Here is a 17,813-nt window from a genome sequence, read left to right on the forward strand (position 1 = left end):
CATGGCCCCGCGCCGTTCTCGCTAGGCTGAGCGCGTGACCTCCTCCGACGAGGCGTACGCCGCCTACATCGCCGGTCTGCCCCGCATCCTGTGCGGCGCGGCCACCCTCTTCCGCGACGCCGAGGGCCGGGTGCTGCTGGTCGAACCGAACTACCGCGAGGGCTGGGTGCTGCCCGGCGGCACGGTGGAGTCCGACGACGGCGAGACCCCTCGCCAGGGCGCCCGGCGGGAGACCGCCGAGGAGATCGGCCTGGACGTGCCCCCGGGGCGCCTGCTCGCCGTGGACTGGGTGCAGAGCACCACCCGCCCGCCGATCGTGGTGTACCTCTACGACGGCGGCGTGCTGGACGCGGAGTCCGTGGCCGCCATCCGCCTGCAGGAGGAGGAGCTGCTGTCCTGGCGCCTCGTCCCCCGCGAGGAACTGCCCGAGTACCTGCTCGGCTCCCTCCTGGGCCGGGTGACGGCCGCCCTGGACGTCCTGGCCGACGGCTCCGGCCCGGCCGAGCTGGAGAACGGCCACCGGGTCGATCAGCCGTCCTCCGCCCCTGTGTCCGGCGCCTGACCGCCTCGCGCGCCCCCGGGTGCGCCGTCGGCGAACACCGGCGTGCCCGCCGGGGAGGCCGTGCAGGCTGGCGGCATGGACGTCATCGAGGTGCTGCCGTCGTTGCGCATGCTCCGCTTCCCCGTGGGAGCGGCCTACCTGTGGCGGGACGGCGACGAGCTGACCCTGATCGACACCGGGACGGTGGACCGCGCCGCGCGGATCGAGAAGGCGCTGGACGGTGAGCTGCGGCGGATCGTGCTGACGCACTGGCACGAGGACCACGCCGGCTCGGCGGCCGAACTCGCCGCCCGGCACGGGGCGGAGGTGGTGGCCCATCGGCTGGAGGCACCGGTGATCCGGGGCGAGGCGGCAGGTGCGCCGGCGGTGCTCGCGGAGTTCGAGCTCCCGATCCGCGCGTCCCTGCCGCCCCTGCCGCCGGCCCCGCCGTGCCGGGTGGATCGTGAGGTCGAGGACGGCGACGTGCTGGAGTTCGGCGGCGGGGCCGTGGTGGTGGCGGTGCCCGGGCACACGGACGGGTCGATCGCGCTCCACCTGCCCGGGCCGAGGGTGCTGTTCACCGGGGACGCGGTCGCCAACGTCGGCCGGACGACGCTGGGCGTCTTCAACACCGACCGCGCCAGGGCCGTCGAGTCGCTGCGCCGGCTCGCCGGGCTGGACGTCGACACGGCGGTCTTCGGGCACGGCGACCCCGTCCCGCACGGTGCCGCGGCCGCCCTGAGGGCGGCGGCCTCGGCAGTGTGACCCTGCGGGCGGCTCCCGCGGCTCCCGCGGCTCCCACGCGGCCGCGTTAAGCGTTCGCGGCGACCCACCGCCCGCACCTACTCTCGGGCGCATGACCACGCCCGTGCCCACGTCCTCGCCCCGCCGTTCCTCCAGGCCGCTGGTCGCCGTTCTCAGCGGCGCCGGGATCTCCACCGACTCGGGCATCCCCGACTACCGGGGACCCAACGGCGTGTGGCGGCAGGACCCGGACGCCGAGAAGCTGGTCACCTACGAGTACTACGTCAGCGATCCGGAGATCCGGCGCCGTTCCTGGCGGATGCGCCGCACGACGGGGCTGCTCGACGCCGAGCCGAACGCCGCGCACCGGGCGGTGGCCGGGCTGGAGCGGTCCGGCGTGCCGGTGCGGGTGCTCACCCAGAACATCGACGGGCTGCACCAGAAGGCCGGGATGCCGGACCGCAAGGTCCTCGAGCTCCACGGCTCGGTGCGCTCCGTGGTGTGCGTGCGCTGCCACGCCCGTGGCCCGATGGCGGAGGCGCTGGCCCGGCTGGACGCCGGCGAGGACGACCCGCACTGCCTGGCCTGCGGCGGCGTCCTCAAGCCCGCGACCGTGATGTTCGGCGAGCACCTGGACACCGAGGTGCTGAGCCAGGCGCTGGCGATCGCCAAGGCCTGCGAGGTCTTCGTCGCCGTGGGCACCAGCCTCCAGGTGCACCCCGCGGCCGGTTTCGCCGGGGTGGCCGCCGACCACGGGGCACGGCTGGTGATCGTCAACGCGGAGGAGACCCCGTACGACGAACTCGCCGACCAGGTCGTCCGCGAGCCCATCGGCACCGCCCTCCCCCGCCTGCTGCGGGAGCTGGCCGCCTGACACCGTGGTCAGCTCGAGGTCGTCACGAGGTCATGTCGTACTCGTCGACGTCGAGCTCGGCTCCGGTGGCGCTGAGGAAGTCCAGGACCCCGCGGTCCAGGTGCCAGCCGAAGATGTCGGGGTCGTCCGTCGCCCCCGGGGGGTCCTGGCCGGCGCCGTCGAAATGGCGCACGACCTGCAGCACTGCTCCGCCGCCGGTGCCGGCCAGCTGCCGGGTGAGGTCGCGGACGCGGTCGCTGTGGGGCCGGAGCCTGTCGAGTATGCGGGTGATCTGCTCGTCGACGCGCAGACCTGGCTCCCGGCAGACGATCATCCACGAGTGCTCGACGGGAAGCACCGCCGGCTCGGTGCACCGGCTTCCGCGAACCCTCACCTCGTCGGGGGTGATGCCCAGTCGGGAGGTCATGGCGTCCGCCGAGGTGTGCCGGCTGAACAGAGCGAAGTAGGCGTACTGGCGAAGTGGCATTGCGCGGAGGATAGCCGCGCGGAATGCGGGCCGCCCACGCGTTTCCGACCGGTGGGCCTCGCTGGGGCCCACCGGCCGGGCCCCGCGGGGTGCGGGACCCGGCTTGTCGGGGCTCGGGGGGTCGGTAGGTCAGTTGCCCCGGGTCCACTGCTGGTTGGAGCCGTTGTTGCAGGTGTAGGTGATCAGCGCCGCGGAGTTGGCGGTGGAGCCGCCGTTGACGTCCAGGCACTCGCCGGTCGCGCGGGACTTCAGCTGCGTGTAGCCGCCGGAGGTGGTCACCGACCACTGCTGGGCGTTCTCCCCGGTGCAGGTCTCCTGGGTGACCCCGGAGGACTTCTCGGTCACGCAGAGCGCGCTGCCCCGGCCCGACAGCTGGTGGTAGCCGTTGCCGACGGACCTGAACCACCACTTCTGGTTGGCGCCGCCGTTGCAGGTGTACTGCTTGAGGGCGACGCCCCGCTGCAGCGACTGGTCGGGCACGTCCGCGCACTTGCCGCTGTGCCGGGCGGTCAGCGTCTCGTAGGTCGCCTGGACCCCGGAGACGGTGCCGGCGGCGGCGTCGATCGTCAGCTCCGGCGTCCAGGACATCGCCATGCTGGTCGAGGACGGGAAGCTCAGCGGCAGCCACACGTAACGCGAGTCGTTGACCGTGCCGCCGAAGGAGTTGCCCCAGCGGTCGCCGAGGTAGAGGTGGGAGGTCCCGGAGCTGCCCTGCACCGGCAGCACCCACGCGGTCTGCGACCCGTAGGCCGTGGAGTCGCCGACGTTCTGCATGGACGTCCAGGGACCGGCCGGCGAGGAGGCGGTCGCGTACTTCTGCTGGTTGGGGCTCCAGCCGGTCGCGCCTGAGGTCAGCATGAAGTAGACGTTGCCCCGCTTGAAGAGCGCGGGCGCCTCGCGGTGGCCGCCGGGCCAGGGGTTGGCGGTCAGGCTCTCGACGTTCGTGTACGAGGAGTTGAGCCGGTAGATGTGCAGGTCGTAGTTCTCGCGGGCGGCGGACACCATGTAGCCGGTCCCGTCGGTGTCGACGAAGACGGTGATGTCCCGCGACATGTGCTGGCCCAGCGGGCGGAAGCTGCCCTGGTAGCTGTAGGCGCCGTCGACGGTGTCGGAGACGGCGACGGCCGCGCGCGCCTCGCCGTAGTCCGAGCCGTTCTCCTTGTGCATCCACATCACGTACTTGCCGGTGGAGGCGTTGTACATGACCTTGGGCCGCTCGATGTTGGCGCTCGCCAGTTCACCCGCGCTGGAACGGGTCAGGACGTGGTTGCGGAACTCCCAGTTCCGCAGGTCGGTGGAGCGGTAGGCGTCCACGTAGAGGAACTTGTTGGAGGAGTCCCGGTGCTCGCCGAACCAGTAGTAGTACGAGCCGGCCTTCACGACCCCGCCGCCGTGCGCGTGCAGGGGGCTGCCGGAGGTGTCGGTGAACTGCTGGCCGTTGACGACGGTCTGCGGCGCGGCCTGGGCGGGTCCGGCCAGCGCGAGCGCCGCGGACACCGCCAGGCATAACGCCGCGAGGATCGCGTGCACACGTCTCATGGGGTTGCCTCTCGTCGATGGGGGACACGGATGTGCCGTCGAGATGCGAGCGATGGTGGCAGGGACGCGTGGGGCGTCCCCTCCCCCTGGAGTACCGGAAACCGGCACGGCACGCGACGAGGTCAACAGGTGCCGACAGAACCGATCAGAACAGCACACCCGTACCGGCCGGCTCCGCGGCGCCGGCCCCGGACCGCTCGAACGCGAGCAGCCGCTGCTTGCGTTCGAGGCCGCCGCCGTAACCGGTGAGCGAGCCGCCCGCCCCGATCACCCGGTGGCAGGGCACGATGATGCCGACCGGGTTGCGCCCGTTGGCGAGCCCGACGGCCCGCGAGGCGCCGGGGCTGCCCAGCTCGGCGGCGAGCTGCCCGTAGGAGCGGGTCTCGCCGTACGGGATGGCCCGCAGCCGCTCCCACACGGACCGCTGGAAGGCGGTCCCGTTCATCCGCAGCGGCAGGTCGAAGTCCCGTAGGTCGCCCGCGAAGTACGCCTCCAGCTGCTCGGCCACCGCCGGGAAGGGCCCGTCGTCGGCGGTCACCCGCTCGCCGAAGGTCTCCTCGAGCGGCCGGTGCCGCTGTTCCGTCATGTAGAGCCCGCACAGGACGCCGTCCTCGGCGACCAGCGTCAGGACGCCGTAGGGACTCTCCACCACCGTGTGCTGCTTCATCACTCTCATCCCAGGAAGTCCTTCACACCGGAAGGAAGTTGATCGGGTGACTCTCGGTCGCCCAGAGGTACTGCACCGCGTACGCCCGCCACGGCCGCCACGCCTCGGCCCGCGCGGTGAGCGCGGCGGGGGTGGACGGCAGCCCGAGCTCCTGCGCCGCGCGACGGATGCCGAGGTCGGTGGGCAGGAAGGCGTCGGGGTCGCCGAGCGCCCGCATCGCGATGACGTCGACCGTCCAGGGCCCGAAGCCCGGCAGCTCCAGCAGCCGCGCCCGCGTCTCGGGCCAGTCGCTGTCCACGCCGAGCTTCAGCGTCCCGTCGGCCAGCCGTCCCACCAGGGTGGTCAGGGTCCCGCGCCGGCTGCGCGGCATGGCGAGCGACTCGGGGTCGAGGGCGGCCAGCGCCTCGGGCGACGGGAAGAGGTGGGTGAGCCCGCCCTCGGGGTCCTCGACCGGCTCCCCGTGCGCGGTCACCAGCCGGGCGGCGTGCGTGCGGGCCGCCGCGGTGGACACCTGCTGGCCCAGCACCGCGCGGACCGCGAACTCGGCCTCGTCCACCGTGCGCGGCACCCGCCGCCCGGGCGCCTTGTCGACGTAGGGCTGCAGCACCGGGTCGGCGCGCAGCTGGTCGTCGACGGCGACGGGGTCGGCGTCGAGGTCCAGCAGGCGCCGGCAGCGGCTGATGGCGACGGTGAGGTCGCGCAGGTCGGTCAGGGTGAGCCGGCAGGCGACGTGGTCCGGCATCGGCGCGAGGGAGACCACGCCGTGCCCGTGCGGCAGCCGCAGCGTGCGGCGGTAGGCGCCGTTCCGCCACTCCTCCACGCCGGGCACGGCGGTGGCGGCGAGGTGCCCGAACAGGTTGTCCGGGTTGAGCGGCGCCCGGAACGGCAGCCGCAGCGACAGGGTGCCGCCACTCGCGCTCTCGGCGGGGACGGCCTTGTCCCGCAGCTGCCCCGGGGTGAGCGCGTACACCTCGCGCACGGTCTCGTTGAAGCTGCGCACCGAGGAGAAGCCGGCGGCGAAGGCGACGTCCGCCATGGTCAGCGCGGTCGTCTCGATCAGCATCCGGGCGGTCTGCGCCCGCTGGGCCCGCGCCAGGGCCAGCGGCCCCGCGCCGAGCGTGGCCAGCAGCTGCCGCTCGATCTGCCGTGTGCTGTACCCGAGCCGGGACGCCAGCCCCGGCACTCCCTCCCGGTCCACCACCCCGTCGGCGATCAGCCGCATGGCCCGGGCGACGACGTCGTCCCGCTCGTTCCATTCCGGCGACCCTGGCGTGGTGTCCGGCCGGCAGCGCTTGCAGGCGCGGAAGCCGGCTTGCTGGCAGGCGGCCGCGCTGGGGTGGAACACCATGTTCTCGGGCTTGGGCGTCATCGCCGGGCAGCTCGGCCGACAGTAGATGCCGGTGCTGAGCACGGCCGTGTAGAACCACCCGTCGAACCGCGCGTCCCTCGACCGCACGGCTCGCACACAGTGCTCCGCGTCAAGATGCATTCCGTTCCGCATGCCTCCAGCATCCGGCATCGGAGGGCCCGGGGCTGGCAGGAATCCGACATGGCCCTCGGCCGGGGGCAGGCCGTGCCCCGTGCCGCCGCGGGCCTACGCGAACGGCTTGCGGTGGTCCAGGGAGATCGAGCGGCGGCCCGCCCAGCGCCAGACGCGGCCCGCGGCGTCGCGGTCCTCGTCGGTGACCAGGTTGCCCATCCACCGGAGCGCGAGCGTCATCAGGAGCTGGGAGCGCATGCCGACCGGGCCGAGGGCGGGGAGCAGGCGGGGGACGGTCACCAGGCCGGCCAGGCGGCGGGCGACGGAGAACGCCTCGCCGTAGTGGGCGCGCAGGACCTCGGGCCAGACAGCGGCGAGGTCGTCGTGCTCCTCGAGGATCTCGGCGACCAGCCGGCCCGTCTCCAGGCCGTAGTCGATGCCCTCGCCGTTGAGCGGGTTGACGCAGCCGGCCGCGTCGCCGATCAGCGCCCAGTTGGGCCCGGCCACGCCGGAGACCGCGCCGCCCATCGGCAGCAGGGCGGAGGTCTGGGCGCGCAGTTCGCCGCGCAGGGCGAAGTCCTCCCGGCACTGTTCGGCGTAGTGGCGCATCAGCGGCTTGACGGCGACGTCGGCGGGCCGTTTGGCGGTGGCGAGGGTGCCGGCGCCCAGGTTCACCTCGCCGTTGCCGAGGGGGAAGATCCACCCGTAGCCGGCGAGGGCCGCGCCCTTCTCGTCGCGCAGTTCGAGGTGGCTGCTGATCCACGGGTCGTCGGAGCGGTCGGAGGCGACGTAGGAGCGGCCCGCCACGCCGTACACGGTGTCGCGGTGCCACTCGCGGCCCAGCGCCTTGCCCAGCGGCGAGCGCACGCCGTCGGCGACGACCAGGCGACGGCAGAGCACCGTCTCGACGGGTGCGTCGTCGCCCTTGCCGACGCGGAACCGCACGCCGCGCACGCGCCCGTCCTCCATCACGGCGTCCAGCGCGCGGACGCCGTCCTGGGCTGCCGCGCCGCTCTTCATGGCCACGGTGCGCAGGTGGTCGTCGAGCTCGGTGCGCGGGACCGCGGAGCCCCAGTCGGGCAGCGAGCCCCCGGGCCAGCGCAGGTGGAGCGTCCGGCCGAAGCCGTGCGCGCGCAGGCCCTGGTTGACGGTGTGGGTGCGCAGCCAGTCCTCCAGTCCGAGCCGGACCAACTCGGCGACGGCCCGCGGGGTGAGGCCGTCGCCGCAGGTCTTGTCACGAGGGAAGGTCGCCGCGTCGGTGAGCAGGACGTCCTTGCCGGCGCGGGCCAGCCAGGCGGCGGCCGAGGAACCGGCCGGGCCGGCGCCGACGACGAGGACGTCCACGGAGGTCGGGAGAGTCACGGAGTCATCCTCCCATCCCCCCGCGTGACGGCCGAAGGGCCCCGGCACGGCCGGCGCGGGAGCACTCCCGGCCCCTGCCCGCGCGTCTCATCCAGCGAGACGGCTTTGCCGAACTATGAGACGATCATGAAATGGTCTGAGGGCAGTGCGGAACGCGCCCTTCCACCGGAACGACGCGTTCCGTCGTGCGGGTCGCCGACACGGCGCCGACGGCCCTCCCCCTCGCGCGAAAGAACGAACATGTCCGCAACACCAGCACCCGCATCCACAGGCTCCGCGCCGACACCGGTCAACCCGCGCTCGCGCGTCCTCGTGGCCAGCCTCATCGGCACCACGATCGAGTTCTACGACTTCTACATCTACGCCACCGCCGCCGTCCTGGTGTTCCCCGCGCTCTTCTTCCCGAGCGACGACCCGACGACCGCGCTGCTCTCCTCCTTCGCCGTCTTCGGCGCGGCGATGGTGGCCCGCCCGATCGGCGCGATGGTCTTCGGTCACCTCGGCGACCGGCTCGGCCGCAAGGGGACCCTGGTGGCCTCGCTGCTCACCATGGGCATCGCGACCTTCCTGATCGGTGTGCTGCCCACGTACGCGCAGGCCGGCTGGGTCGCCACCGCGCTCCTCGTGGTGATGCGGCTGGCCCAGGGCTTCGCGCTGGGCGGTGAGTGGAGCGGCGCCGCGCTGATCGCCACCGAGAACGCCCCCAAGGGCAAGCGCGCCCTCTTCGGCACCTTCCCGCAGCTGGGCGCCCCGCTGGGCTTCATCATCGGCAACGGCCTGTTCCTGATCATCGGCGCGCTGCTGCCGTCCGCGGCCGGGGCCGACCCCTCGCAGCCCTCCGAGGCCTTCCTCGACTGGGGCTGGCGGATCCCGTTCCTGTTCTCCGCGGTGATGGTCGCGATCGGCCTGTGGGTGCGGATGCGGCTGGTCGAGGCCCCGGTGTTCACCCGCACCCGTGAGGCCGGTCTGGTCCGCAAGCTGCCGCTGGCCACCGTCTTCCGGGGCCACTGGAAGCAGCTGGTGCTGGGCACCTTCTTCATGCTGGCGACGTACGTCCTCTTCTACCTGATGACGACCTTCTCGCTGAGCTTCGGCCGCACCCCGACGGACGCCGCCGTCCCGGGCCTCGGGTACGGCTACACCACCTTCGTGCTGATGCTGATCTTCGGCGTGCTCTTCTTCGCCGTCTTCACGCTGGTCTCCGGCCCGCTGGCCGACAGGTACGGACGGCGTCGCACGCTGATCGCCGTCACGGCCGGCATCATCGTCTTCGGCCTGGTGTGGGTGCCGCTGGTCGGGCTGGGCACCGTCGGCGTGGTGCTGTGGCTGGTGCTGGGCTTCGCGCTGATGGGCATGACCTTCGGCCCGATGGGCGCGCTGCTGCCCGAGCTGTTCCCGACCAGCGTGCGCTACACCGGCTCCGGCATCTCGTACAACGTGAGCTCGATCCTCGGCGCGGCGGTCGCCCCGTTCATCGCCGTCGCCCTGTGGGAGGCCGGTGACGGCTCGCCGTGGCTGGTGGGCGTCTACCTGTCCGTCATGGGCCTGCTGACGCTGGTCGCGCTGCTCCTCGGCAAGGAGACCAAGGACGTCGCCCTGGACGAGGCCGAGGTTCCGGAGGCCGACGGCCGGACGGGCGAGGCGGCCCCGGCGGCCACGTCCGCGTCGACCACGGTCTGACCTCGGTCCGGCCACGGTCGACCACGGTCCGGCCTCGGTCCGGCCCGCACGCCACGACGGCGCCCGCCCCCTCCCGAGCAGGGGCGGGCGCCGTCGCCGTGCCATGGTCACTGCAGGGGCGCGCCGGGGTCGGGCAGGGTGACGGTGCGGTCGAGGTCGACCGCCAGCACGCCGTCGACGGCCGCCAGCGCGGGGAGCCGGTCCTCCGCGGCGGTCCCCGACAGCGAGCCGAGCAGCGGCTGCTCAGCCGCCACCCGCAGCCCGGCCCCACGCAGGGCCTCCACCACCTCGTGGAACCGGTCGGGGTCGACCACGAGGACGACCCCGACCGTCCTGGGCGTGTCCGGCTCGCTCACGGCACCTGGAGCAGCCCGGCGCCGACGTCCTCGGCGAGCTGCGGCAGCGGATAGGCGCCGGCCAGCATCCGGTCGCGCAGGGCGTCCGCCCCCATCGCGGGGTCCGCCTCGGCGTACAGCGCCAGGGCTCCGGCGACGTGCGGCGTGGCCATGCTGGTGCCCATCAGCGACTGGTAGGAGCCGTCGGGGGCGGCCGAGAAGATGCCGACACCGGGTGCGGCGACGTTCACCTCGCCGCCTTCCCCGTTGATCGCGCCGCAGGAGAAGAACGCGGTCGCCAGGTCCTTGTTCAGCGCGGCGACGGCGAGGATCGAGGGGCAGTTGGCGGGCCGTCCGACCGGCCTGACCACTCCGGGGCGCCGGCTCTCGTTCCCGGCGGCGGCGACCATCACGGTGCCCAGGCGCAGGGCGCGCCGGGCGACCTGCTCGTAGGTCTGCGGGAAGAGCTCACCGGGCTCGACGGACGCGCCGAGCGACATGGAGATCACCTTGGCCCCCTGCGACACGGCCCAGGACATCCCGGCGAGGATCTGGCCGTCGGTCCCCGAACCGCGGTTGCTGAGGACCTTGCCCGCCAGCACGCGGGCGTCGCCGGCGACGCCGTAGCGGGGCGCGTTGGCCGGGTCGGCCGGGCCGGCGACGGTGCCGATGCAGTGCGTGCCGTGGCCGTTGCCGTCCTCGACGCTCTCGCCGTCGATGAAGGAGGCGGTCCCCTCCAGGCGGTCGGCGAGGTCCGGGTGGTCGGTGTCCACCCCGGTGTCCAGGACGCAGACCTTGACGTCGCGTCCCGTCAGGGTGGAGAAGTTGGCCCGGATCGCCTGCAGGCCCCAGGTGCAGTTCATCTCGTCCCAGGTGGGTCCGCGGTGGGCGGTCACCTCCGCCCTGGCCTGACGGGCGACCTGGTCCTCGTCGCTGCGGTAGGCCGGGTAGGAGTGGGTCACCGTGCGCTCGGCCTCGGTGATCATCAGGGCGTACACGTACCGCTCGGGCTCGGCCGCGACGACCGAGGGGCTGGTCTCGGCGGCGGTGACCAGCGCGTGCCGCTGGTCGGGGTCGGTGTCGACGACCGCGACGCCGAGGTTGTCGAAGAGCACCGAGGTGTCGGACGCCGCCAGGACCTCCTTCGCCTCGTCGGGGTCCGCTCCCGACACCGTCTCGACGCTCTGCACGCCGACCGCGGAGCGCAGGCCCTCGATGCCCTGCCGCGCCTCGGCCTGGTCCAGCAGGACCACGTAGCGGCCGGTGTACGTCGGCTCGTTCCGTTGTGCTTCGGCCCGCTCCGGCTGTCCTCCGAAGGGTCCGCTCACAGGCCCGTTCATCGCCTTCTCCACTCTGTGCGCTGTCCGATGTGCGGATGTGCGCCGTTCGTGCGGCAAGGCTCGGGATCGTGTCGGTCCTGGCGGGTCCGCCACGCGACGGCGCGATGCCGTGTTCCGGCACAACCGTCGGCCCCTCTTCCACGATCCTCCTGTCCCGGGGACCAGGCAAGGCGCTCCGGGCGGGCCTGCGTCGAGCACGTGCGGATATCAGTAGAGTGAGGCCAGGAACCGAGGGAGGAGTAGTGAGAGCGCCGCGCGCACTGACAACGCTGGACGAGGTCGACACGGGTGACCACGTCTGCCAGGTGCTGGATCGCACCGAGGACGTCATCGACCGCAGCAGGGCCTTCGTCGCGGACGGAGCGCTGCACGGTGACAAGGTGCTGATCGTCGGGCCCCACCTCCAGGGCGGCAGCGAGTTCGCCCAGCTCGTCCTCGACCCGGCCCGGCTGGACGTCTCCCTGCTGGCCGCGGTGCGCCGTGAGGCGGTCACCGCCGGCCGCGAGGGCTTCCGCTCGCTCCGGGTGCTCCGTCACGTCCGGCCCGCCTTCCCCACCGAACCGGCGGACGAGCTGTTGCGCAGCGAGCTGGAGCTCGAGGAGTTCGCGGCCGACACCGGGGCCATGGTGGTCTGCGCCTACAGCGGCGCGGGCTGGGATCCCTCCACGCTCGACCAGATCGCGTGCGTGCACCCGCACCATCTGGGCAGCCGTCCAGCGTCAACGGCATTCCGGGTGTATCGGGCGGGCCGGAAGGGATGGGCGGTGGAGGGAATCGTCGACAGCGACGGCTCGCTGCTGTTCGGCACCGTCCTGTGCACCCTCCTCGCACGGGCGGCCACGGTGCGGCTGCTCTGTCACACCCTGGAGTTCTTCGACGCCGCCGGGATGAGCGCCCTGGCCGACGCGGCCCGGCACCTTCCGGATCGCAAGGTGGTTCTGGAAGGGGCCAACGAGACCGTGCGACTAGCCTGGAAGCTGTCCGGCTTCGCGGTCCCCGACATTCCGGTGGTGATGGCGCCATGAACGCCTCACTCCAGCAGACCATCACCCCGGGCGGCGGGTACCGGCACGAGCTCTACCCGTACGCCGGAGGGGACGAGTTCGTCCAGGGCACCCTGCGTTTCATCGAGGACGCGCTCGAGGGCGGCGAGGCCGTCGTGGTGGCCGTCCCGGAGGACAAGGCGTCCATGCTGCGCGCGGAGATCCGCGAGGACGAGGCCGTCCGCTACGTCGACACCAGCCGGGTGGCGCACCGGCCCGGCCGGCTCATCGACTCCTGGCAGGGCTGGATCGCGAAGCACGTCGAGGAGGGGCGGCCGGTCCGCGGGATCGGCGAATCCCCCTGGGACCAGGTCCGCAGCCCCGCGGAGGCCGCGGAGCTGCACTATCACGAGTGGCTGCTGAACAAGGCCTTCGCCAAGGGCCCTGCCTGGTGGCTGCTGTGCCCCTACGACGTCGCCCACGACGAGGGCGGCGGTCTGCAGGACATGGCCCGGTGTCATCCGGAGATGCGCAGGGACGGCAGGACGATGCCCTGCGAGGACTACGACGCGCAGGCGCCCTACGCCTTCGTCCCGCTCACCCACCCGTGCGACCCGTACGAGGAGTTCGCCTACACCAGCGGTGATCTGCCCGCCCTGCGCGGGAAGATCACCGCCTGTGCGGAGGAGCACGGCCTCAGCGGCCTGCGGCTGCGTGAGCTGCACCTGGCCGCGACGGAGGTGGCGACGAACAGCATCCGGCACGGCGGCGGCCAGGGAGTGCTGCGCACGTGGAGCGAGGGCGATCGCCTCGTGTGCGAGTTCCGGGACGCCGGATACATGGAGAATCCGCTGACGGGGCGGCTGCGGCCGAACGCCCGCCAGATCGGCGGCCGCGGGCTGTGGCTCGTCCACCAGCTCACGGACCTCGTGGAGATCCGCTCCTCGCCGGACGAGGGCACCACGGTGCGCCTCCACACCGGGCTGGCGTGAGGCGGTGAGCCGTTACACATCGGGAGCCGACGTGTAACGGCGGGCCGACGGGAACACGTAGCACCACGCCCCCGCGGTGACGCGACGGGGACAGGCCGGAATCAGACGGGAGTACTCGGTACCTCATGCTCACCGTGCGGACGCATGGCAGGAACACGGCGGTCGTGCGGCTGCCCGGGCAGGTGGACTTCGACAACGCCTCGGCCGTCGGCGCGCAGTGCGAGGACCTGGTGCGGAGCGGCTTCACCACCCTGGTGGTGGACGCCTCCGAGATGGAGTACCTCGACTCCTCGGGCATCACCATGCTGATCACGCTGTCGCGGACGGCGGAGGCCTGCTCCGGCACGCTGCGCCTTGCCGCCTTCAACGACCACTACCAGCAGATATGGCACATGCTCGGCCTCGACGCCCTGTTCCCCCTCTCCCCCACCGTCCCCGACGCGCTCCCCGCCTCGGCCGCGGGCGAGCCCGCCGCGGCGTCCGGACCGTCCCGGGCGGCGCCCGAGGCGCACATCCCCAGCTGGTCGTAGCCGCCGCGTCGATGACGGAGGCATTCGCGCACCGCCATGGCTTCCCCCCGGGAGTCGACGGAGGCGACCCGGTCTGCGCGCCGGCGTCGGACGCCGTTGATCGGCCGCGGGCGTTGTCGGTGGGCGACGGCACACTGCGGGCATGAGTACCTCTGTCTGGGTCCGGTCGATGGGCGGACCGTTGATCGTCGTCCCCGTCTCCGCCCTGGCCGGCTGGCACGGATGTACGGGCACCGGGTTCGCAGCGGGGGACACCACGGCTGCGGACGACTACGACCGGGCCTGTGCGGTGGACGATCCTGCCGGTGTGATCACCGTCGACGGGACCGGTGCGCAGGCGCTGGTACTGGCGGACGAGCCGGCCAACAGTTGCTTCCTGCCCGGGCGTCGAGCGTTCCTGCGTTGGCTCGCCGCCGACTCCGAGGCCGGGCTCAGGGCCGCGGCGGAGGCTGTCCTCGCGGACCCGGCCACCGCGTGGGAGGAGTGTGGCACCTGGGTGTCGGACGGTCCGGCCGTGCTCATGGACTCTGCCGAAGCGGGCTCGGACCTGGGCATCGAGTACCCCGGCGGCGGGCTGCCCGATCAGGCACCCGTCCCGCTGCCTGCCGGCCGGTGGAGGGTTCGGGCCAGTCACGCCTGGGCGGACGAGGACAACTGGGTCGGTCTGGTCCAGCTCCTGCCCGCCTGACCCGGTCCGTGAGCGACGGCGCGGCCGCCGTCCGGTGAGGGCGGTGGCAGGAGCGGGCGGGGGCGCCGTGACGGTCGTTCAGGCTGCGCCGGGCGTGTGCTGGGGCGGGTGCCAGTCGGCGATGCCGTCGAGGGCGCGGAGGAAGAGGGCGGGGCCGGTGCGTGAGAGGGCGGCCACCGCGGTGTCGCGCAGGGCGGCGGCGGGTCGGTTGCGGGTCATGGCGAGCCGTGACGTGCGGACCGATCGGGTGACCAGCGCCGAGGTGCGGGGCAGCCGGGCCGCCGTGTAGGCGGGAAGGTCCTCGGCGTGGTGGGCGAGGACGACGGCGTCCTCGATCGCCTGGTTGCCGCCCTGCCCCAGCGTCGGCGGCATGGCGTGCGCCGCGTCGCCGACCAGGGCGACCCTCCCCCGGTGGTGGGCGGGCAGCGACGGGGCGACGTGGTGGACGTCGTGGCGCAGGACGTCCTGCGGCCGGATCGCGGCGAGGACGGAGGGGACCGGTTCGTGCCAGTCGCCGAACAGGCGCAGCAGTTCGGCCTTCTCGTCGTCGGCGGCCCTCCCGCCCGGCGGGGTCGTGGCGGCGGCGTACGCGTAGATCCTGCCGTCCGTGAGGCGGTGCGTGCCCCACAGCCGCCCGGGCCCCCAGGTCTCGTGCGAGACGATCTCCGCGGCGGGCGCCGGGACCATGACGCGCCAGGTGGTGAAGCCGGAGTACACGACGCCCGGGTGCGCGGGGAAGAGGACGCCGCGGGCCGGCGAGTGGATGCCGTCCGCGGCGGCCACCAGGCCGGCGGTCAGCTCTCCGGCCGGGGTGGTGACCCTGGCGGGCCGCCCGGCGCCCCCCGGGTCGGTGACGGCGGCCCGGCAGCCGGTGCGGACGGCGCCCTCGGGGAGGCGGGCGGTGAGGACGTCGACCAGCGTGGAGCGCGGCAGCAGGAGCAGCGGGTCGCCGAAGCGCGCGGCGATCCCGGCCGCGTCCGTCCGCGCCAGCCACCGCCCGGACGGGCTGCGCATCCCGCCCTCGCCCACCCTGGCCGCCAGGGCGCGCACCTCGTCCCCGACGCCGAGGACGTCGAGCGCGCGCAGGGCGTTGGGGGCGAGGGAGATGGCGGCCCCCACCGGTTCCAGGGAGGGCGCGCGTTCCAGGACGACGACCTCCCGGCCGGCCTGCCGCAGCGCGACGGCCGCGGTCAGGCCCCCGATGCCGCCTCCCACGACGACGACCTGAGCGGACCACGAGGGGCGGGGCGAGGGCACGGCGGACATGGCTTCTCCTCCTCCGGAGCCGGTCACTACGCCTGTAGTGGCCGCGGAACCGAAGTTACTACAGCCGTAGTGCGAACGGTAGGTTGGGGGCATGCCCGCACCGACGTCCCGTTCCGTCCTCGTCGCCGACACCGCGCTCGCCCTGCTCGCCGGGCGCGGCATGCGCGGACTGACCCACCGGGCGGTCGACGAGGCGGCCGGACTGCCGCACGGCTCCACCTCGAACGTCGCCCGGACCCGCCTGGCGCTGCTGGAGCTGGCGGTCCTGCGGCTGGCCGAGCGGGAGGCGCAGGTCCTCGCCGTGGAGGAGATGCCCTACCCCCGCGGCGGCCGGGACCAACTGGTGGAAGCGCTGGCGCTCGCCGTCCACCGCTCCCTGACCGGCAACCGTGACCTGCTGCTCGCGCGCTACGAGCTGGCGCTGGAGGCGACCCGCCGGCCGGAGCTGCGCACCCACTTCGACGCGGCCGGCGCGCGGTTCCGGGAGGTGGCCACCGGGCTGGTGGCGGGCCTCGGCTCGCCCGATCCGGCCCGGCAGGCGCTGTCGCTGGTGGCCTGGGCCGACGGCGTGATGTTCTCCTGCGCGGCCGGGGCCCACCACGCCGATCCGCCCGGTCTGGACGACCTGCGCCAGGGCGTGCGGGAGCTGTTGCGGGGGATGTTCGGCGACTGACACCGGGGCGCGTCACGGGCACGGGACCTCGGCCCACACCGTCTTGGCGCAGACGTCGCGCACCTCGTGGCCCCACCGGTCGGCGCAGGCCGCCACCAGGAGGAGCCCGCGTCCTCCCGGTGCCGCCGAGGGGGCCAACCGGGGTTCTCGCGGCAGGCGTTCGGGACGGGCGTCGGTCACCTCGACGCGCACGCGCCCCGGCAGCCGGAGCAGCGACAGCCGGAAGTCCCGGCCGGGCACCAGCCCGTGCGTGACGGCGTTGGCCGCGAGCTCCGCGGTGACGAGACAGACGGCGTCGGAGGCGTCGCTGCCGTACGGGACGCCCCAGGCCGCGAGTTGCTGCGCGGCGAGGTGACGGGCGAGGTGCGCGCCGCGCGGGGTCGCGCTGAGGCGGAGCGTGAACTGCGGGTCCGTGGACACGGTCCGGGTCGGTTCCATGGGCGTCACCGTGTCGCCGTGCGCACCGGCCGGGCCAGGTCGGGCGGCGGTACCGGCCGGAGTTGTACGGGTGCCCGTCCGGGGCGGTACGGGTCCTGTACGGGCCGCGCTCCGGAACCGACCGGCCCGCGGGTCGTTGAGGACCACGGGGGCACGGCGACCGCGGCGGGCAGGGATGTGATGGGCACGCGTACACCGGACGACGAACGCCCCGCGGTGTGGGGCGCGTACGGGAAACTGGTGCGGCTGTACCGCGAGCGGGCGGGCCTCACCCAGCAGGGGCTCGCGGAGGCGATCGGGTACTCGCTGGAACAGGTCGCCTCGGTCGAGCGGGGGCGGCGTCCGGCGAAGGGGGCCTTCACGGACGCGGCGGAACGGGTCCTCGGCGCGGAGGGGGCGCTGCGGGTGCTTCAGGAGGACGTGGACCGGGCGAAGTTGCCGTTGTTCTTCCGGGACTTCGCCGTGTTGGAGTCGGAGGCCGTCAGCCGCTTCTCCTACGACCCGATGCTCGTCCCGGGCCTGCTGCAGACCGAGGAGTACGCTCGCGCGCTGCTCGAGGCCCACTACCCGCCGCTCGAGGACGAGGCCATCGAGCAGCACCTCTCCGCCCGGCTCGCCCGGCAGACGCTCCTGCACCGGACGAAGCCCCGCGTGGTGTTCGCCTTCATCCTGGAGGAGAGCTCGCTGTACCGGCTGGTGGGCGGCACCGCCGTGATGAGGCGGCAGCTGGCCCAGCTCCGGGAATGCGCCCGCCTGCGGAACGTGGAGATCCAGGTGATGCCGACCCGGCGGGCCGCACACAGTGGGGTCAACGGCCAGATGGTCCTGCTGGAAACCGTGGAGCGGCGGCAGTTCGTGTGCATCGAGGCGCAGGGCATCGTGAACATCCGCTCCCATCGCGACGAGGTCAGCGAGTTCTGGCTGCGCTATGGAATGCTGCGGTCCCAGGCCCTCGACCTGGAGGAGTCCGGCCGTCTCGTCGAACGCTTGGCAGGGGAGCTATGAGCGTCGAACAGCACATCCGGCAACCCGATCGCCCCGTGTGGGTGAAGAGCAGCCACAGCGGAACGAACGGCGGCGACTGCGTGGAGGTCTCCGTGGACGCGCGGGTCGTGCGGGTGCGGGACTCGAAGAGGCCCGAGGGACCGGTGCTGGCCTTCCCCCGGGCCCGGTGGACGGCGTTCACCGCGTACGTGGCCGAACGCCGCCCCTGAG

The 17,813-nt window shown here is 73.4% G+C and carries 20 protein-coding genes; 11 read left to right on the plus strand and 9 right to left on the minus strand.

Annotation, left to right across the window (positions count from 1 at the left end; genetic code table 11):
* The first annotated feature begins 34 nt into the window (after positions 1-34).
* The 3 genes from ACFRAV_RS01650 to ACFRAV_RS01660 all read left to right on the plus strand — a co-directional run bounded on the left by ACFRAV_RS01650 (position 35) and on the right by ACFRAV_RS01660 (position 2,159).
* Entirely contained in the window at positions 35-562 is a 528-nt protein-coding gene (locus ACFRAV_RS01650) for an NUDIX domain-containing protein (RefSeq protein ID WP_382550409.1), read from the plus strand.
* A 75-nt stretch (positions 563-637) separates the two neighbouring features.
* Positions 638-1,306, plus strand: a complete 669-nt coding sequence (locus ACFRAV_RS01655) for an MBL fold metallo-hydrolase (RefSeq protein ID WP_382550411.1) — start codon at positions 638-640, stop codon at positions 1,304-1,306.
* Between the two features lie 91 nt (positions 1,307-1,397).
* Entirely contained in the window at positions 1,398-2,159 is a 762-nt protein-coding gene (locus ACFRAV_RS01660) for an NAD-dependent deacetylase (protein ID WP_382550413.1), read from the plus strand.
* Between the two features lie 22 nt (positions 2,160-2,181).
* Here the strand turns inward: ACFRAV_RS01660 and ACFRAV_RS01665 are convergent, their stop codons facing one another.
* The 5 genes from ACFRAV_RS01665 to ACFRAV_RS01685 form a co-directional block, all read right to left on the minus strand.
* Positions 2,182-2,625: a DUF4279 domain-containing protein gene (locus ACFRAV_RS01665; RefSeq protein WP_382550415.1), complete on the minus strand. Its 444-nt coding sequence runs from the start codon at positions 2,623-2,625 to the stop codon at positions 2,182-2,184.
* A gap of 129 nt (positions 2,626-2,754) precedes the next feature.
* Positions 2,755-4,164, minus strand: coding sequence for an RICIN domain-containing protein (locus tag ACFRAV_RS01670; protein WP_382550417.1), 1,410 nt, complete (start codon positions 4,162-4,164; stop codon positions 2,755-2,757).
* Positions 4,165-4,309: 145 nt separating this feature from the next.
* On the minus strand, positions 4,310-4,831 hold the full coding sequence (locus tag ACFRAV_RS01675) for a methylated-DNA--[protein]-cysteine S-methyltransferase (RefSeq protein ID WP_382550679.1): 522 nt from the start codon (positions 4,829-4,831) through the stop codon (positions 4,310-4,312).
* Positions 4,832-4,853: 22 nt separating this feature from the next.
* Positions 4,854-6,332 (minus strand): AlkA N-terminal domain-containing protein, encoded by a 1,479-nt coding sequence (locus tag ACFRAV_RS01680; RefSeq protein WP_382550419.1) that lies wholly within the window; start codon positions 6,330-6,332, stop codon positions 4,854-4,856.
* Positions 6,333-6,425: 93 nt separating this feature from the next.
* Positions 6,426-7,673, minus strand: a complete 1,248-nt coding sequence (locus ACFRAV_RS01685; protein WP_382550421.1) for a geranylgeranyl reductase family protein — start codon at positions 7,671-7,673, stop codon at positions 6,426-6,428.
* Between the two features lie 240 nt (positions 7,674-7,913).
* On the opposite strand from ACFRAV_RS01685, the gene ACFRAV_RS01690 reads away from it, so the two are divergent.
* Positions 7,914-9,353, plus strand: coding sequence for an MFS transporter (locus ACFRAV_RS01690; protein ID WP_382550424.1), 1,440 nt, complete (start codon positions 7,914-7,916; stop codon positions 9,351-9,353).
* Between the two features lie 107 nt (positions 9,354-9,460).
* On the opposite strand, the gene ACFRAV_RS01695 is transcribed toward ACFRAV_RS01690, so the two are convergent.
* Both ACFRAV_RS01695 and ACFRAV_RS01700 read right to left on the minus strand, forming a co-directional pair.
* Positions 9,461-9,709, minus strand: coding sequence for a hypothetical protein (locus tag ACFRAV_RS01695; protein WP_382550426.1), 249 nt, complete (start codon positions 9,707-9,709; stop codon positions 9,461-9,463).
* A complete protein-coding gene (locus tag ACFRAV_RS01700) occupies positions 9,706-11,028 on the minus strand; it encodes a S8 family serine peptidase (RefSeq protein WP_382550428.1) in 1,323 nt (440 codons plus the stop codon). The genes ACFRAV_RS01695 and ACFRAV_RS01700 overlap by 4 nt, the downstream gene beginning before the upstream one ends.
* 242 nt (positions 11,029-11,270) lie before the next feature.
* On the opposite strand from ACFRAV_RS01700, the gene ACFRAV_RS01705 reads away from it, so the two are divergent.
* The 4 genes from ACFRAV_RS01705 (at position 11,271) to ACFRAV_RS01720 (ending at position 14,221) form a co-directional block, all read left to right on the plus strand.
* A complete protein-coding gene (locus ACFRAV_RS01705; RefSeq protein WP_382550430.1) occupies positions 11,271-12,053 on the plus strand; it encodes an MEDS domain-containing protein in 783 nt (260 codons plus the stop codon).
* Entirely contained in the window at positions 12,050-13,003 is a 954-nt protein-coding gene (locus tag ACFRAV_RS01710; RefSeq protein ID WP_382550432.1) for an anti-sigma factor RsbA family regulatory protein, read from the plus strand. Before ACFRAV_RS01705 ends, ACFRAV_RS01710 begins: the two co-directional genes overlap by 4 nt.
* A gap of 125 nt (positions 13,004-13,128) precedes the next feature.
* On the plus strand, positions 13,129-13,533 hold the full coding sequence (locus ACFRAV_RS01715; RefSeq protein ID WP_382550434.1) for an STAS domain-containing protein: 405 nt from the start codon (positions 13,129-13,131) through the stop codon (positions 13,531-13,533).
* A 142-nt stretch (positions 13,534-13,675) separates the two neighbouring features.
* Positions 13,676-14,221 (plus strand): Imm21 family immunity protein, encoded by a 546-nt coding sequence (locus tag ACFRAV_RS01720; protein WP_382550436.1) that lies wholly within the window; start codon positions 13,676-13,678, stop codon positions 14,219-14,221.
* 78 nt (positions 14,222-14,299) lie between these two features.
* Here ACFRAV_RS01720 and ACFRAV_RS01725 read toward each other — a convergent pair whose 3' ends face one another.
* The gene (locus tag ACFRAV_RS01725) at positions 14,300-15,487 is read right to left on the minus strand and encodes an FAD-dependent monooxygenase (protein WP_382550438.1); all 1,188 of its coding nucleotides are present in this window, start codon (positions 15,485-15,487) and stop codon (positions 14,300-14,302) included.
* A gap of 91 nt (positions 15,488-15,578) precedes the next feature.
* Here ACFRAV_RS01725 and ACFRAV_RS01730 point away from each other — a divergent pair, with 91 nt between their 5' ends.
* Positions 15,579-16,160, plus strand: coding sequence for a TetR/AcrR family transcriptional regulator (locus ACFRAV_RS01730; RefSeq protein ID WP_382550440.1), 582 nt, complete (start codon positions 15,579-15,581; stop codon positions 16,158-16,160).
* Positions 16,161-16,172: 12 nt separating this feature from the next.
* Here ACFRAV_RS01730 and ACFRAV_RS01735 read toward each other — a convergent pair whose 3' ends face one another.
* On the minus strand, positions 16,173-16,598 hold the full coding sequence (locus ACFRAV_RS01735; RefSeq protein ID WP_382550442.1) for an ATP-binding protein: 426 nt from the start codon (positions 16,596-16,598) through the stop codon (positions 16,173-16,175).
* 180 nt (positions 16,599-16,778) lie between these two features.
* Here ACFRAV_RS01735 and ACFRAV_RS01740 point away from each other — a divergent pair, with 180 nt between their 5' ends.
* A complete protein-coding gene (locus tag ACFRAV_RS01740) occupies positions 16,779-17,603 on the plus strand; it encodes a Scr1 family TA system antitoxin-like transcriptional regulator (protein ID WP_382550444.1) in 825 nt (274 codons plus the stop codon).
* Positions 17,600-17,812, plus strand: a complete 213-nt coding sequence (locus ACFRAV_RS01745; protein WP_382550446.1) for a DUF397 domain-containing protein — start codon at positions 17,600-17,602, stop codon at positions 17,810-17,812. The genes ACFRAV_RS01740 and ACFRAV_RS01745 overlap by 4 nt, the downstream gene beginning before the upstream one ends.
* Position 17,813: the final 1 nt, after the last annotated feature.

Source organism: Streptomyces sp. NPDC056600 (assembly GCF_042792855.1).
Lineage (GTDB): Bacteria > Actinomycetota > Actinomycetes > Streptomycetales > Streptomycetaceae > Streptomyces.

Coding starts and splice junctions, on each gene's coding strand:
- ACFRAV_RS01715 (WP_382550434.1), top strand. CDS start 13,129: ATGCTCACCGTGCGGACGCATGGCAGGAACACGGCGGTCGTGCGGCTG.
- ACFRAV_RS01735 (WP_382550442.1), bottom strand. CDS start 16,598: ATGGAACCGACCCGGACCGTGTCCACGGACCCGCAGTTCACGCTCCGC.
- ACFRAV_RS01675 (WP_382550679.1), bottom strand. CDS start 4,831: ATGAAGCAGCACACGGTGGTGGAGAGTCCCTACGGCGTCCTGACGCTG.
- ACFRAV_RS01665 (WP_382550415.1), bottom strand. CDS start 2,625: ATGCCACTTCGCCAGTACGCCTACTTCGCTCTGTTCAGCCGGCACACC.
- ACFRAV_RS01740 (WP_382550444.1), top strand. CDS start 16,779: ATGGGCACGCGTACACCGGACGACGAACGCCCCGCGGTGTGGGGCGCG.
- ACFRAV_RS01655 (WP_382550411.1), top strand. CDS start 638: ATGGACGTCATCGAGGTGCTGCCGTCGTTGCGCATGCTCCGCTTCCCC.
- ACFRAV_RS01680 (WP_382550419.1), bottom strand. CDS start 6,332: ATGCGGAACGGAATGCATCTTGACGCGGAGCACTGTGTGCGAGCCGTG.
- ACFRAV_RS01720 (WP_382550436.1), top strand. CDS start 13,676: ATGAGTACCTCTGTCTGGGTCCGGTCGATGGGCGGACCGTTGATCGTC.
- ACFRAV_RS01690 (WP_382550424.1), top strand. CDS start 7,914: ATGTCCGCAACACCAGCACCCGCATCCACAGGCTCCGCGCCGACACCG.
- ACFRAV_RS01670 (WP_382550417.1), bottom strand. CDS start 4,164: ATGAGACGTGTGCACGCGATCCTCGCGGCGTTATGCCTGGCGGTGTCC.
- ACFRAV_RS01710 (WP_382550432.1), top strand. CDS start 12,050: ATGAACGCCTCACTCCAGCAGACCATCACCCCGGGCGGCGGGTACCGG.
- ACFRAV_RS01700 (WP_382550428.1), bottom strand. CDS start 11,028: ATGAACGGGCCTGTGAGCGGACCCTTCGGAGGACAGCCGGAGCGGGCC.
- ACFRAV_RS01725 (WP_382550438.1), bottom strand. CDS start 15,487: ATGTCCGCCGTGCCCTCGCCCCGCCCCTCGTGGTCCGCTCAGGTCGTC.
- ACFRAV_RS01745 (WP_382550446.1), top strand. CDS start 17,600: ATGAGCGTCGAACAGCACATCCGGCAACCCGATCGCCCCGTGTGGGTG.
- ACFRAV_RS01660 (WP_382550413.1), top strand. CDS start 1,398: ATGACCACGCCCGTGCCCACGTCCTCGCCCCGCCGTTCCTCCAGGCCG.
- ACFRAV_RS01730 (WP_382550440.1), top strand. CDS start 15,579: ATGCCCGCACCGACGTCCCGTTCCGTCCTCGTCGCCGACACCGCGCTC.